Source organism: Ensifer adhaerens, from assembly GCF_002007205.1.
GTDB classification, from domain to species: Bacteria; Pseudomonadota; Alphaproteobacteria; order Rhizobiales; family Rhizobiaceae; genus Ensifer; species Ensifer adhaerens_D.
The window spans coordinates 190,100-203,032 of record NZ_LAZS01000012.1 but is presented as its reverse complement, the minus strand read 5'-3'; the positions used below and the strand labels follow the sequence as shown (position 1 = coordinate 203,032).

Annotated in this window: 16 protein-coding genes; 10 read left to right on the top strand and 6 right to left on the bottom strand. The window is 59.5% G+C overall.

Annotation, left to right across the window (positions count from 1 at the left end):
* The first annotated feature begins 11 nt into the window (after positions 1-11).
* From XB14_RS25860 to XB14_RS25810, 10 genes are all read left to right on the top strand, one after another.
* Positions 12-254, top strand: a complete 243-nt coding sequence (locus XB14_RS25860; protein ID WP_143348545.1) for a DUF7683 domain-containing protein — start codon at positions 12-14, stop codon at positions 252-254.
* A gap of 104 nt (positions 255-358) precedes the next feature.
* Positions 359-973, top strand: coding sequence for a hypothetical protein (locus tag XB14_RS25855; RefSeq protein WP_077965871.1), 615 nt, complete (start codon positions 359-361; stop codon positions 971-973).
* Positions 960-1,181 (top strand): hypothetical protein, encoded by a 222-nt coding sequence (locus tag XB14_RS33370; RefSeq protein WP_179119672.1) that lies wholly within the window; start codon positions 960-962, stop codon positions 1,179-1,181. The genes XB14_RS25855 and XB14_RS33370 overlap by 14 nt, the downstream gene beginning before the upstream one ends.
* Complete coding sequence (locus tag XB14_RS25850) at positions 1,147-1,527, top strand: hypothetical protein (RefSeq protein ID WP_077965870.1); 381 nt, start codon at positions 1,147-1,149, stop codon at positions 1,525-1,527. The genes XB14_RS33370 and XB14_RS25850 overlap by 35 nt, the downstream gene beginning before the upstream one ends.
* Complete coding sequence (locus XB14_RS33970) at positions 1,524-1,943, top strand: SMI1/KNR4 family protein (protein WP_077965869.1); 420 nt, start codon at positions 1,524-1,526, stop codon at positions 1,941-1,943. Before XB14_RS25850 ends, XB14_RS33970 begins: the two co-directional genes overlap by 4 nt.
* Positions 1,944-2,039: 96 nt before the next feature.
* Positions 2,040-3,593 carry a hypothetical protein gene (locus tag XB14_RS25840; RefSeq protein WP_077965868.1) on the top strand — a complete coding sequence of 518 codons (1,554 nt, stop codon included), beginning with the start codon at positions 2,040-2,042 and terminating at the stop codon, positions 3,591-3,593.
* Positions 3,594-3,601: 8 nt separating this feature from the next.
* Positions 3,602-4,213, top strand: coding sequence for a hypothetical protein (locus tag XB14_RS25835; protein ID WP_077965867.1), 612 nt, complete (start codon positions 3,602-3,604; stop codon positions 4,211-4,213).
* Positions 4,214-4,607: 394 nt separating this feature from the next.
* Entirely contained in the window at positions 4,608-4,808 is a 201-nt protein-coding gene (locus tag XB14_RS25825) for a hypothetical protein (RefSeq protein WP_077965865.1), read from the top strand.
* Between the two features lie 10 nt (positions 4,809-4,818).
* On the top strand, positions 4,819-5,250 hold the full coding sequence (locus tag XB14_RS25820) for a hypothetical protein (protein ID WP_077965857.1): 432 nt from the start codon (positions 4,819-4,821) through the stop codon (positions 5,248-5,250).
* Between the two features lie 568 nt (positions 5,251-5,818).
* Entirely contained in the window at positions 5,819-6,550 is a 732-nt protein-coding gene (locus XB14_RS25810) for a hemagglutinin repeat-containing protein (RefSeq protein WP_077965853.1), read from the top strand.
* On the opposite strand, the gene pcaF is transcribed toward XB14_RS25810, so the two are convergent.
* The 6 genes from pcaF to XB14_RS25780 are packed head-to-tail and all read right to left on the bottom strand — an operon-like array spanning position 6,527 to position 12,931.
* Positions 6,527-7,729, bottom strand: a complete 1,203-nt coding sequence (gene pcaF / locus XB14_RS25805; RefSeq protein WP_077965851.1) for a 3-oxoadipyl-CoA thiolase — start codon at positions 7,727-7,729, stop codon at positions 6,527-6,529. The genes XB14_RS25810 and pcaF overlap by 24 nt on opposite strands.
* A complete protein-coding gene (locus XB14_RS25800) occupies positions 7,722-9,704 on the bottom strand; it encodes a 3-hydroxyacyl-CoA dehydrogenase NAD-binding domain-containing protein (protein ID WP_077965842.1) in 1,983 nt (660 codons plus the stop codon). Before XB14_RS25800 ends, pcaF begins: the two co-directional genes overlap by 8 nt.
* An 11-nt stretch (positions 9,705-9,715) precedes the next feature.
* Complete coding sequence (locus tag XB14_RS25795; RefSeq protein ID WP_077965840.1) at positions 9,716-10,111, bottom strand: RidA family protein; 396 nt, start codon at positions 10,109-10,111, stop codon at positions 9,716-9,718.
* Complete coding sequence (locus XB14_RS25790) at positions 10,089-10,517, bottom strand: acyl-CoA thioesterase (protein WP_077965838.1); 429 nt, start codon at positions 10,515-10,517, stop codon at positions 10,089-10,091. Before XB14_RS25790 ends, XB14_RS25795 begins: the two co-directional genes overlap by 23 nt.
* Before the next feature lie 12 nt (positions 10,518-10,529).
* Positions 10,530-11,717: an acyl-CoA dehydrogenase gene (locus XB14_RS25785; protein ID WP_077967705.1), complete on the bottom strand. Its 1,188-nt coding sequence runs from the start codon at positions 11,715-11,717 to the stop codon at positions 10,530-10,532.
* Positions 11,718-11,734: 17 nt separating this feature from the next.
* Entirely contained in the window at positions 11,735-12,931 is a 1,197-nt protein-coding gene (locus XB14_RS25780; protein WP_077965836.1) for an acyl-CoA dehydrogenase family protein, read from the bottom strand.
* Positions 12,932-12,933: the final 2 nt, after the last annotated feature.

Sequence of the window (12,933 nt, the reverse complement as noted above, 5' to 3'; positions counted from 1 at the left end):
GGATGCAGTTCATGCCACGAATGATTGCTCTATATGAAAAGCATGGCGAGAATTTAGTGAACCGGTTTGATATTCTGCATGATGATCTTGAATTTTTCCGGGAAATTCTTGGTCGACCGGCCAAGGATCCACTGCTATATGGCGTTTACAAAATAGATAAAGCGAAAAATAAGAAGATATTTGAACGATTTGGGGTTGCCGTTGATTTGGAGAAATACGATGCATTCCTCGAATACGGTGAGGATCTTATTTAGCGTCGACACCCAGAGCGTCCTTGTGGGCAGATTGGATCTTGGGCCAGCAATAAGGATTGCCGGGCAGCACAGCGAACGCAAACCATCGAAAGTGCTGAGGCAACTTGGCGAAGGCGCTGTTCCAGACGGGAATGACCGGTATCAACGGCATCGGTGGCGGTAATGCCAATGGCACTAAGGCAGCAATTACGCTCGCAAGCGCCATCCTCAGCCTCGATGACCGCATCGCACTGATCAATTCCTTGAACGTCTACGCAGAAATGCATGCCAAGGACGTTGGTAGTGCGGTCGAGCGGGCGCGGATCACAACAGCTCTCGCGCTTGCGGCAGGACCGATTGCCGAACTCTCGCCTGCGGTTGCCGCTTGCATGGCCAACCTGGTCTGCCGCAACGAGGCGGCCATCGCCGTTGGTGAAATGTTGGCTGGCGAGGCTTTGGGCGGTGGTACTCTTGCCGTTGGCGGGGGAGCAGCGACGAAGCAGGTCGTTAATACGCTCGAAGAGGTGGCTGCAGGTACACAGCTCTCCAATGGCCTTGACGACATCATCTCGAAAGGAACTCGCCGCACTGCCGATGAGGTTAACGCCACGTTCCCAAACGGCTATTCTTACACTCCTGCCACCCAAGTGGTTGAGTACGTGGCGGATGGCCGGCAGACCTTTGTTCGTGTCGTCTCAGGACCAAACTCCTGCCGGGCAGTGGATCATGAAGAAATCTGATATAGAAGGACTGGATCCGCGTCAGATCGCCGACAAATTCGCTTTGCCAGAGGTGCCGACTGGTATTACTTCGATTACACCACCAGCTGGAACCCGAATTCGGACAGGCAAGGTCAACGAGAACTTTGGCCGCCCTGGTGGTGGAACGCAGTTTCAGCTCCTGGATAGGATTAATGATGGATGGGCTGATGTTACGCCGCTGCGATGAAATTGCGAGGCAAGTTAATCTGGCAGATTGTCGGGCCTCTGTTCAGCTGGCTTCTGGGCTTGTCGAGCTTTATCTGGGGGCGTCGGAAGATAGACTGACCCAACTCGGCCTAATGAACGTTATAATTCGAGCTCGCGATGAGCGTATCTTTGGAATTGACGTCGATGCAATAAAGAATACGCGTATCGTCGTAAAGAATCAGGAAAACATGCAAGAGCCCAACACGAGCGCCGTTACGGCAATATGGCTCGAAGAAGGCGGTATTTTTGCTCAGCATTGGGATGGCTTTACGTCAATATTTGATGTGAATACTATGGAGCTTATTTCGCAGTCGTATACAAAATGAAAGGGGTCAATCTGTGCGTATCGGAAGACATTGAGCATGCCCTCAACTTGCTGCGCAGTCTGCCCTGTGATTTTGAGGGGAGCAAGCCCGAGACATTAGTTGACAAGGCTGAGCACGCGCTAGGCTTGTCCTTTCCTCCTTCCTATCGAAAGTTTTTAGGCGAGTTAGGATGCGGTGACGTCAACGGGCTGGAGATTTTTGGCCTAATTGACGATAATTTCGAAACATCGTCCATTCCCAATGGAATATGGCTTACTTTGTCGGAGCGGAAGAACATAAAGCTCGACCCAAAGCTAATAATTATCGCTGATAGCGGGGACGGGAGTTACATTGCAATCGACAAGCGGACCATTGACGAAGCTCAGGAGAGCCGATTGTTCAATTGTCGATTGACGGTCAGCGGGGTCCAATCGTAGCTGAGAGCTTTGGCACCTTCTTTTTGGATGCCGTCAAACAAACCTAAATCAAACATCTGAACGCGTAGTATGACACTGCGACGGCGGTCAACACCCGTGTCACCGGCGGCGAACTCGCATTGTCCCCGCGCCCAAGACCAGAACAGCTCCGCCTCCGGCGGCTTTCGGTTTGGCGGCGCACTCGGCTCGTCGCCATCGGTATCCGGTGTCCAGGTCGGCGGCGGCAAGGGCTCTGGTTCGACCAACTGGATCTCGGAACAATCGGGCCTCGTCTCCGACGGCAAGATGGACGTGACCGTTGGCGGCAACACCCATCTCGGTGCCGGCAAGATCATTTCGGAAAGTGGCGACCTCAAGCTCTCTACCGACACGCTGACGCATGAGAACTTCGATGGCGCCAAGCAATATGAAGGCTTCAACGCCAATCTCGGCATCGATCTGACCGGCGGCAAGGGCACATCCGCCAACCCGATCGGCAACTCGACGCTCGAAGGCAACTACAAGCTCGACGACACCCGGCAGGAGGTCAACGCAACGGTCGGTCCGGGCCAAATCGAGGTCCGCAACGAGGAGAAGCAGGCAGCCCTCGAACAGGATGGCACATCGACGTTGCCGCTCGACGAAATCAACCGCGATCCCGACCAGGCCTACCAGATCACCAAGGACAAGCATGTCGATGTCGAGGTGTATCTGTCGACCAATAGTCTGAAGGCTGCCGTCGAGGCTGGGCAAACCGTCTCTCAAGCCATCGGTGACGCCCTGAATCACATGGCGTCCGATGGTAAGTTGACGCCAGACGATCATCGGGCAGCAGCGGAGCTGTCGGCCTACCGCAATGATCCGAAGGTGCTGGCGCAGTTGGGTGAATGCGGCCAACAACGCGGTGAAACACGGTTTGATGTATTCGACTGGCTCATCACGCCCGCGCACGCGAGCCCGGCAAGTTGTGTCATATCCGCAGGCGGACGGACGTTCACCATCTCGCCGCAAGGAGCGATGACCTGCATTCAGTTGTTCACAACGGAGACTGGTCTTGCCGTTTCTCAAGCCTCCGCTGCCACGGCCGCCATGACCGCAGGCATTGCCGGGCTGTTCCTGCTGGCGTCGGCGACCCCGGCTGGCGGCAAGGTTGACGAAACCGCTAAGCTCAAAGACGGCACGACACTCCATATGACCGGGCAACAGTCGGAGCGAAACCGCAACGTTCTCGTCACCCTGCCTGACGGTCAAAAGGTCACGTTAATCCTGTCCACCACAGAGGATGGCGGCCTTGAACTGCTGTCCGGTACGGTCCTCGGCGGCCCAATGTCGGAGCCCATGCTGGGCGCTATCGCCAAGCAACTGACGACGAGCGGAGCGCAGGTCGTTTACAATGACAAAGCCGGAGCGGAAGAGCCAAAACGAAATAAGAAGGCAAGTACCTCGCAGGTTGGGGATAAAGTGAGAACTCCGGAGACGCATCCGGAAGATTTTACCAAGATCGAGAAGACGAAGTACAAAAATACGAAAACTGGCGAGATCTGGGAGGAGAGCCACACTACTCACACTGACAAGAACGGTGAGTGGAAGGTTGGCTCTAGACCAGGCAAGGTTCCCAAGAAGACGGATAAAATTACCGTCGGGAGTGACGGAACAATTTTGAAATTTTAGGAGAATTCATGGCGGACATAAGTAAACTTGTTGCGAATACTATCAATCTGCAGGGCTATGGTTCTTCGCGCTGGTTCGTTGGATATTTCGAGAAGAGCGGAAAATACAGAAAAGGTTTGGCGGAGGCGGCGGCCAGATTCTTTCTGGACTATTTTGGGAGATCGCTGGACGATATTGCTTTAGTTTCTTCAATGAGCGTTGACGCCAAAGAAATAGAGGCGCCCAATTTCATGGAAAAAGGCGACTTGCGGCTCTTAAGAACTCTTGTCCAGACCGGACTGATCAGAGAGATAAACTATCATGCGCGGTTCGGATGCGACTACAGCTCGAAGGAATACGAAGCGCAGCTGAAAGCAGAATGGTCAAATTTCGAGGTCTTCTTTGCTGATGCCTTCGACCTTTCCAGCCTGGAAAACGTTCTCGTCGCTAAGATGCGAGTCGACGGTGTGTACGGACACTGCTTTTTGGTTCTTGAGAGACTCGGCTTAGCATTTTATCCGCATGACGATATGGGGTTTGGTGTTATTGGCTTGCGCGGTAGCGCGGATTTTCACGCGGCAAAGGAGTTTTTGATTCAAGCGGGCCATTTGAAAGATCATCGCTGTGTCATTCAGATGTAGTCGAGCGGCAATGACATTTCATTGACGTGTACGGCCACAGGTGCCCAGATCGCCGCCGGGTGGCGACGCGCTTGGGCTGCCGAACCTATCCGGCGGCGAGACGGCCGGCGACATTACCCTCAAGGCGGGCAAGGACATCAACCTTGAGAAAAACATGTCCTTAAACAAGGCGAGTTTGCAGGAATGGGCTTTCGAACAAGAGCTCAGTTTGCAGAATTTATCAACGACACGATGGCGAATCCGGCGGCGGTCAAATCCCTCGGCGGAGGTAGGACCGCCTATTGGAACGACCAGTACCAAGCCGTAGTTGTTCACAATCCCCGAGCGGCAGATGCCGGTACGGTGTTTCAACCAAAGAACGGCAGAGCCTACTTCGATAACCTGAGGTAAAAAAATGAAGCGTACGTCAATAGTCGATGAAGACGGTATATTAGTATGGGCACGTTTAAAGGAACTCTATATACTGCATGCTGCACTAAATGAGATTTGCAATGGGATAGATATTTTTGAGTTCGAAACAAGAATTGGTGCGAGCCTTGATGAAATGAATCGTATCATGGTTGATTTGGGAGAAATTATAGACGCGACCGAATGAAGTTTGATCCATGAGCGATGCCGGTGAATTTTTAGAGCTAATTGATAACGTCGTACCTGGCGCAGAGTTTGGCTGGATCAATGCTTTATTCAATTCAATTGTCGATGCTTATCCTGGCCTCAACTTCAACCAGCAACGACGAGCGTTCTTTGTTATTCTAAAAAGGCTCCTGGAGGATGGGCGCATTAAGTTCCTTGCGCCCGGCGCGGACGTTTACATCAATCCCGAAAATCGTACGCCTCGATGGTCCGTCAATGACGCGGAAGCACAGTGGGATGCTTCGATTGAAGAGATAATCGAATACCTAGAAGAAAAATGGCCAAGGGAAGCGACGGATAAAGATGATCTTGCCTTGGTGACGTATTTTTTGAAATCCCCGGTATTATTTGGCGAGATGAAAATGGTGCATATAGGGGTTCATAGCGGCCTCGGTTGTTCTTGAGCCCAGGATCTTCGCTGTCCGGCCGCCTAGCTAGATTTTATCGTGACATGGCCCCCTGTCTTCGCCCGAGTTGTTGCGCATTCCTGGATTGGGTGAGCGGGACTGGCGAACACATCGACATGAGGAACGTTTGAAAAAGCAAACTCGACCGCCATTAGCGGATGAGTATTCGTCTCCTTGAGAGGATACTAACGAATTCGGGCATCGGGCAAGGCCGGCAATGTCAGGGGCATCGACGGACAAGTCAAAGATGGAGACAGAAACGCCAAGGCAAGAGGCATTGCGATTGCTGACGGAGTTCTATTCGAACTCGGAGTCTTTGACCAAATCGCAAGTTGATGCGATTTTCTTAAGATTGTCAGAGATCAGCCCCGACCCGGCTATTTCCGAATACGTTTTCTATCCCGAAGGACCGGAGCTCACACCTGAAGAAATAGTTGAAAAGGCGTTCTCATATAAGCCGATAGCACTCTAGATCTGACCTGAAGGCACCGCGACCTGCACCGGCGGAGAGGGTCTCCTTTCGATCTACAAGCTAAGCACGGGTTAACGGTAGTTCTTTGCCGGCGTGACGCTGTCGAGCAGCCTCGTCAGTGCCGGGCAGAGCATCGGCGAAGCCGCGGAGCAGGTGGCTTCGGGCAGTGGCACCTATTCGGTCGCCAACGCCGCCTTTGCAGGGCTGCAGGCCTTGAAGGATCTGTCGGAGATATCGAAGACCGGCGAGGTTGGGCTCTCCGCGTCCCTGACCGCCGGCTTCAGTTACTCGAAGAATTCGAGCAAGGCCGAGAGTTCTGTTCCGGTCGTCTCCGCGGTGCGGGCAGGGCAGTCTGTCGTCATCGATGCAGTGTCGGGCAACATCAACGGCACCGGGGCGCAGATTGTTGCCGGGCGCGACGCGCTTGGGCTGCCAAATCTGTCCGGCAGCGAGACGGCTGGCGACATCACCCTCAAGGCGGGCAAGGACATCAACCTTGAGAGCGCGGTCGCAACCAGCAGTTCGTCTCAGAAGAACTCGGGCGTCAGCGCCGGCGTCGGCATCGGCGGAAGTATCGGCATCGGTCCGTCCGGGGTCAGCGACAATTTGGGTTTGATGGCCTTTGCGGGCGGCAGCAAAGGCTCGTCCAACGACAACGCCACCGCGCATGTCACCAGCCATGTGACGGGCACCGGCGACGTCACGCTGAAATCCGGCAACGACACCAGCCTCAAGGGCGCGACCGTGACCGGCAAATCGGTAACGGCCGACGTCGGCGGCGACCTGAAGATCGAGTGGCGACTACGGTCGGGTCAGCAGCATTGAGATGCCCTGTCCGACACCAATGCACATGGTCGCGATCGCGCGCTTGGCGCTCCGGGCCTCAAGCTCCATTGCCGCCGTCAGCGCCAGCCTTGCGCCCGACATGCCAAGCGGATGCCCGAGTGCGATGGCGCCGCCGTGGGGATTGACGTGCGGCGCATCGTCGGCAAGCCCTAGCTGTCGCAGGCAGGCGAGCGCCTGTGCTGCGAAGGCCTCGTTCAGTTCGATCAGGTCGATGTCGCCGATGGCGAGACCAAGGCGGTTCAGGATTTTTTGCGTGGAGAAGACCGGGCCGATCCCCATGATGCGTGGCGCGACACCCGCCGTTGCCATTCCCTCTACCCGCGCCAGCGGATTTAGGCGGTAGCGGTCAACCGCCCGGCGGGACGCCAGGATCAGGGCAGCTGCGCCATCGTTGACACCCGAGCTGTTGCCGGCCGTCACCGTGCCGTTGACGCGAAACGGCGTCGGCAGGCTGGCAAGCTTTTCGATCGTCGTCTCGCGCGGGTGCTCGTCCTGTTCGACCCATGTCGTCTCGCCCTTTCGTCCCTTGACAGGGTAGGGGGCGATCTCGCGGGTGAGGCGGCCGTTTTTCTGTGCCGCCGCCGCGCGCGCCTGGCTGCGCAGCGCAAAAGCATCCTGGTCGGCGCGCGCGACGGAAAATCCGGCGGCGACGTTTTCGGCCGTCTCCGGCATGGAGTCGATGCCGTAGAGGTCTTTCATCACCGGGTTGACGAAGCGCCAGCCGATCGTCGTGTCGTGGATCTCGGTACCGCGCTGGAACGGGCCTTCGGCTTTCGGCATGACGAAAGGTGCGCGCGACATGCTTTCGACGCCGCCGGCGACGATGATGTCGGCTTCCCCCAGCCGGATCGCGCGGGCGGCATAGCCGACAGCGTCGAGCCCGGAGCCGCAAAGGCGGTTGATCGTCGTTCCGGCAACGGTCTCCGGCAGTCCGGCAAGCAGGGCGGCCATGCGGGCGACATTGCGGTTGTCCTCGCCCGCCTGGTTGGCGCAACCGAGCACAACCTCGTCGACCGCTTCGGCCGGGATGGAGGCGACGCGCGCCAGCGCCTCGCGGATCACATGGGCGGCGAGGTCATCCGCACGCGCGCTGGAAAGCGCACCGCCGTAGCGACCGATGGGCGTGCGAAGGCCGCCGACGATATAGGCTTCATCCATGGGATTGGTCCTCGGTTTGTTCGGAGGCAAACATCGGCCCGCCCTTGTGGGCCGGGAAGCCGTAGCCGTTGATCATCACCAGATCGATGTCACTGGCGCGTGCGGCAATGCCCTCGGCCAGCAGCGCGTTGCCCTCGTCGCGCATGGCGTTCAGAAGCCGGCTCATGATTTCCGCGGCAGGGAAGGTGCGCGGCGTAATGCTTTTGGCAGCACGCGCTATTTCTATCAGCGTCGTCACATCCGGATCGACGGTGCGCTCGCCATTGGGGTACGCGTACCAGCCGCGCCCGCTCTTGCGGCCGAGCCGGCCCGCCTCGCAGAGCCTGTCGGCGATCCCGACATATCGAGCCGCGGGGTCACGGGTCGCCGCCTGTCGCTTGCGCCGCGCCCAGGCGATCTCGAGCCCGGCCATGTCGTTGACGGCAAAGATCCCCATCGGGAAGCCATAGGCTTCGAGGGCGGCATCGATCTCGTGCGGCAGTGCCCCATCCTCCAGCATGAACTCCGCCTCGCGGCGATAGGCCGAGAAGATGCGGTTGCCGATGAACCCTTCGGTGACGCCTGACACGACAGGCAGCTTGCCGAGCCGTTTGACGAAGGCGAGTGCGGTCGCCAGCACGTCGGGCGCCGTCCTGGCGCAATCGACGACTTCGACGAGCCGCATGACATTGGCGGGCGAGAAGAAGTGCAGGCCGATCACCCTAGTTGGATCGACCGTCGCCGCAGCAATCGCATCGGGATCGAGATAGCTCGTGTTGGTCGCGAGAATAGCGCCGGGAGCGACGATCCCGTCGAGACGCTGAAACAGTTCCGACTTGACCTTGATGTCGTCGAACACAGCTTCGATCACGAGATCGGCAGCGGAGAGGTCGGTGGCTTGCGCCGTCGTCAGCAAACGGGCGAGGCAATCGTCTCTTGCCTCAGCGCTGAGGCGTCCGGCGCGAACGGTCTTGTCGAGCGTTTCGGTTATGCGCGCCCTGCCGCTCGCGGCCGCTTCCTCCGTCTGCTCCAGCGCGATGACGCGGTAGCCGTTGACGAGGGCGGAGACGGCGATGCCGGATCCCATCAGCCCGGCCCCGACCACCCCGATGGTGTCGATCGGCCGTGGTGAAACCCGGTCGATCCCGTCGACCTTGCCGGCGGCGCGCTCGGCGAAGAAGACATGCCTGAGGGCGGCTGATTCGGTGGAACCGCGCAGCCGCAGGAAGGTGGAGCGTTCCTCCGCCAGCCCCTGTTTCAGGTCGAGTTGCCCTGCTGCCTTGACGAGGCGAACGGCCTCGGCGGGCGCGGTTTGGCCACGGGCTTTCGCAAGAACCCGTGCCTCCGCCGCGTTCATCTCGGAGCCGTCCGCCGGCGGAACCGCCATCGCGCCAGTGCGGCGGAGCGGCTTTCCGGCGCTTTCGTGCGCGAGCGTTGTGGCGACAGCAACGGCATCGGCCGCAATGGCGTCGGCAAGGCCAAGCGTCACCGCCTCGCCGGCCTTGACGGCACGGCCGGTGCCGATGAGGTCGATGGCCGCGACTATGCCGATGAGGCGCGGCAGGCGCTGTGTTCCGCCGGCCCCGGGCACGAGACCGAGCTTCACCTCGGGCAATCCGAACGACGCCTTTTCGCCGGCGATGCGGCCGTGGCAGGCAAGCGACAGCTCGCAGCCGCCGCCGAGGGCGGCGCCGTTGACGGCGGAGATGACGGGCTTGTTGAAGGTCTCGATGCGCTCGATCACCTCAGGAAGCATCGGTTCGACCGCTGGTTTGCCAAATTCCCTGATATCCGCTCCGCCGATGAAGGTGTTGCCGGCGCCTGTAATCACGAGGCCGGCTATTTCCGGATGCTCCCCAGCATGGTCGAGCGCCATCATCAAACCGGAGCGGACGTGCGCGGAGAGGGCGTTGACGGGCGGATTGTCGATGGTGACGACCAGAACACCACCCTGAAGCCGGGCGAAAACGCTCTCGGAAAATCGGATCTCGGCCATGTCGGCAAGCCTCAATCGGGGATGACGGCGGTGGCCTGGATTTCGATCTTGGCGCGGTCTTCGACAAGCGAGACCACCTGCATGGCCGCCATCGCCGGAAAGTGCCTGCCGATGATCTCACGGTAGGCCTGGCCGATGCCGCGCAGATTGCCGACATATTCCTGCTTGTCGGTGAAATACCAGGTCATCGTGGTGATGTGCTGCGGCGCAGCACCGCCGGCCGCAAGCACTGCGACGACGTTCTTCAGGGTCTGGCGCACCTGCTCGACGAAATCGTCGGTCTCGAATTCTGACTGTGCATTCCAGCCGATCTGGCCACCGACGTAAACGGTGCGGCCCTTGGCCGAGACGCCGTTGGCGTAGCCGATGGGCTTCGCCCAGCCTTCAGGTTGCAGGATGGTGTGCATCGGTGGTCTCCAGATGTTGTGTCAGCGCGAGGCGGATATCGTCCGGCCAGGCAGAAGAAGCGTGCGTGTCAAGCGAGGTGGCAACGACCCTTTGTTTCGCGGTCCAGAGCACTGTGCCTCTGGCCGAGACCGTATGCTCCATGTCGAGCGATGAGCGGCCGATGCCCACGACCTTGAGCGCGAAATCGAGTTCGTCGCCCTGAAAGCCCGGACGAGAGAAGGTGAGATCGAGGCGCACCGTCGGCACGCCGATCCGCCGCTCGTCGTTCATGGTCTTCCAGGGAAAGCCGAGCGAGGCGAAGAAGTCCTCCGTCACCCCGACGAGGATGTTGAGGTAGGAGGGGAAATAGGCGATCCCCGAGGGGTCGCAGTCCCCGAAACGCAGCGGCCTTCTGGTCCTGAACATCGGTGCCGGACCTCAGTTCGCGAAGGCGGCGATGCCGGTGATGGCACGGCCGAGGATCAGCGCATGGATGTCGTGCGTGCCCTCATAGGTGTTGACGACCTCGAGGTTGACGAGATGACGGGCGACCGGGAACTCGTCTGAAATCCCATTGCCGCCGAGCATGTCGCGGGCGGTTCTCGCGATTTCCAGCGCCTTGCCGCAGGAATTGCGCTTGAGGATCGAGGTCAGCTCGACCGGCGGGTTGCCTTCGTCCTTCATGCGCCCGAGGCGCAAGCACCCCTGGAGACCAAGCGCGATTTCCGTCGCCATGTCCGCCAGCTTCTTCTGGATCAGCTGGTTGGCGGCAAGCGGCCGGCCGAACTGCTTGCGGTCGATGACGTATTGCCGCGCGGTCTCGTAGCAGGACTCGGCTGCACCGAGCGCGCCCCAGGCGATACCGAAGCGCGCCGAGTTGAGGCAGGTGAAGGGACCCTTCAGTCCGGTGACCTCAGGCAGCATGTTTTCGTCCGGAACGAAGACCTCGTCCATGACGATCTGGCCGGTGATCGAGGCCCTCAAGCCCACCTTGCCGTGGATTGCCGGGGCGCTGAGCCCCTTCCAGCCCTTCTCGAGGATAAAGCCGCGGATCAGACCGTCCGATGTCTTTGCCCAGACGACGAAGACGTCGGCGATCGGCGCATTGGAGATCCAGGTCTTGGAGCCGGAAAGCAGATAGCCGCCATCGACCTTGGCGGCCTTGGTGATCATCGATCCGGGATCGGAACCATGGTCTGGCTCGGTCAGGCCAAAGCAGCCGATCTTGGTGCCGGCAATCAGTCCTGGCAGGTATTTGCGCTTCTGCGCTTCACTGCCGAAGGTATAGATCGGCACGATGACGAGCGAAGACTGCACGCTCATCATCGAGCGGTAGCCGCTGTCGATGCGTTCGACCTCGCGGGCGATCAGGCCGTAGGAAACGTAGTTGAGGCCGGCGCCCCCGTATTCCTCCGACACCATCGGACCGAGCAGGCCAAGTTCGCCCATCTCGGCGAAGATCGACGGATCGGTCTTTTCGTGACGGAAGGCCTCCTGCACGCGAGGCGCCAGCCGGTCTTCGGCATAGCTTTGCGCAGTGCGCCGCACCATGCGTTCTTCTTCGCTCAACTGCCCATCCAGGTTGAACGGATCCTGCCAGTCGAATGACGCCTTCGAACCATGCATGTTCGACATACCCCTCGTTATCGTCCCGTGCCCTTCATCAGCTCGCGGCCGATGATGAGTTTTTGAACCTCGGTCGCGCCCTCGTAGATCCTGAGGGCCCGGATTTCGCGATAGAGCCGCTCGGTGATTTCGCCGACGCGTACGCCGCGGCCACCAAAGAGCTGCAGCGCCTGGTCGATCACCCATTGCGCATTCTCGGTCGCCGTCATCTTGGCCATTGCCGCTTCCCGCGTCGTCGGCCGCTTCTGCACATCGCGCTGCCACGCCGTGCGGCAGGTCAGGAGTGCGGCGGCGTCGATCGCGGTCGCCATTTCGCCGAGCGTGCTTTGTGCCGTCGGCAGGTCCGAAAGGGTCGCACCGAACATCCTGCGATTCTTTGCATGAGAGACCGCTTCATCCAGAGCGCGCCGGGCAAAGCCGATCGCGGCGGCCGCCACGGACGGGCGGAAGATGTCGAGCGTGCGCATGGCGATCTTGAAGCCTTCGCCGGGAGACCCAAGAAGCTGCGACGCCGGGATGCGGCAATTGTCGAAGGCAAGCCGGGCAAGCGGATGCGGCGCGATTGTCTCGATGCGCTCGGCAATCGTGAAGCCCGGCGTATCGGCAAAGACGACGAAGGCGGAGATGCCGCGGGTGCCTGGTGCCTCGCCGGTGCGGGCAAAGACGGTGTAGACATCCGCAATACCGCCGTTCGAGATCCAGGTCTTCTCGCCATCGAGAACGAAGTGATCGCCGTCGCGCCGGGCGGCACAGGCCATCGCCGCGACATCCGAGCCCGCTTCCGGTTCGGAAAGGGCAAAGGCGGAGATCCATTCGCCACGGGCGACTTTGGGCAAGATGGCCTGCTTTAACGCCTCGGAACCGGAAAGGCTGATCGCGCCGGTGCCGAGCCCCTGCATCGCGAAGGCGAAGTCGGCAAGGCCGTCGGTATAGGCGAGGGTCTCGCGGATGAGGCAGAGTGCGCGGCTGTCGATCTCTTCGTTTGCACCGCCGAAGGTCTTCGGCACGCAATGGCGAAGCACGCCTGCGGCGCCGAGCGCTGCGACCAGCTCTCTGCACGCGGCGTCGACATCAGCGTGATCGATGTCTCCGAGGCCACCACGGGCGACGAATGCGTCCAGCTCCACGGCGAGTGCACGGTGGCTGTCGCCGAAAAACGGCCAGTCGAGATGGTCGCGGGTCGGTGAGCCGGAAGCCTGGTTGTGGGAACTCATTG

What these genes read in the sequence shown, in the direction of transcription:
- XB14_RS33970 (WP_077965869.1), top strand. Translation starts at nt 1,524, where the DNA reads ATGAAAGGGGTCAATCTGTGCGTATCGGAAGACATTGAGCATGCCCTC.
- XB14_RS25780 (WP_077965836.1), bottom strand. Translation starts at nt 12,931, where the DNA reads ATGAGTTCCCACAACCAGGCTTCCGGCTCACCGACCCGCGACCATCTC.
- XB14_RS25850 (WP_077965870.1), top strand. Translation starts at nt 1,147, where the DNA reads ATGATGGATGGGCTGATGTTACGCCGCTGCGATGAAATTGCGAGGCAA.
- XB14_RS25820 (WP_077965857.1), top strand. Translation starts at nt 4,819, where the DNA reads ATGAGCGATGCCGGTGAATTTTTAGAGCTAATTGATAACGTCGTACCT.
- XB14_RS25795 (WP_077965840.1), bottom strand. Translation starts at nt 10,111, where the DNA reads ATGCACACCATCCTGCAACCTGAAGGCTGGGCGAAGCCCATCGGCTAC.
- XB14_RS33370 (WP_179119672.1), top strand. Translation starts at nt 960, where the DNA reads ATGAAGAAATCTGATATAGAAGGACTGGATCCGCGTCAGATCGCCGAC.
- XB14_RS25835 (WP_077965867.1), top strand. Translation starts at nt 3,602, where the DNA reads ATGGCGGACATAAGTAAACTTGTTGCGAATACTATCAATCTGCAGGGC.
- XB14_RS25785 (WP_077967705.1), bottom strand. Translation starts at nt 11,717, where the DNA reads ATGCATGGTTCGAAGGCGTCATTCGACTGGCAGGATCCGTTCAACCTG.
- XB14_RS25825 (WP_077965865.1), top strand. Translation starts at nt 4,608, where the DNA reads ATGAAGCGTACGTCAATAGTCGATGAAGACGGTATATTAGTATGGGCA.
- pcaF (WP_077965851.1), bottom strand. Translation starts at nt 7,729, where the DNA reads ATGGATGAAGCCTATATCGTCGGCGGCCTTCGCACGCCCATCGGTCGC.
- XB14_RS25800 (WP_077965842.1), bottom strand. Translation starts at nt 9,704, where the DNA reads ATGGCCGAGATCCGATTTTCCGAGAGCGTTTTCGCCCGGCTTCAGGGT.
- XB14_RS25860 (WP_143348545.1), top strand. Translation starts at nt 12, where the DNA reads ATGCCACGAATGATTGCTCTATATGAAAAGCATGGCGAGAATTTAGTG.
- XB14_RS25790 (WP_077965838.1), bottom strand. Translation starts at nt 10,517, where the DNA reads ATGTTCAGGACCAGAAGGCCGCTGCGTTTCGGGGACTGCGACCCCTCG.